The organism is Serratia sp. MMO-28 (genome assembly GCF_037199905.1).
Taxonomy (GTDB): Bacteria; Pseudomonadota; Gammaproteobacteria; order Enterobacterales; family Enterobacteriaceae; genus Chania; species Chania oryzae.
This window is the reverse complement of record NZ_JBBCVB010000112.1, coordinates 1-265: the sequence shown is the minus strand read 5'-3', so window position 1 is coordinate 265 and position 265 is coordinate 1. Positions and strand designations below refer to the sequence as shown.

General features: G+C 53.2%; 1 pseudogene. It reads left to right on the top strand.

What is annotated here, in order from left to right:
- A pseudogene (locus WG891_RS26775) lies at positions 1–265 on the top strand (hypothetical protein); the annotation flags it as partial.

The window sequence follows — 265 nt, the reverse complement described above, 5'->3', positions numbered from 1 at the left end:
CTCGGTATGCGGTTTGTTCGGTACTGATGACTGGGGCTGGGAGAGCTATCACACCACCGAAACGGTTTATACCCTGACGTTGAGCAAGATAAAAAGCACGATGAAGAAAGAGATGACGGCGTTATCGCACACCGTCAACGCGATCGTCGATGTACAGATCCAACAGCCGATACGACAGGAAATGTCGGATTTCTTCACGGCATTCAGCCTGACGCTGGAAGGGATCCGCGCCAATCTGCAGCATAGCCGGTCAGCGCAGCAACAG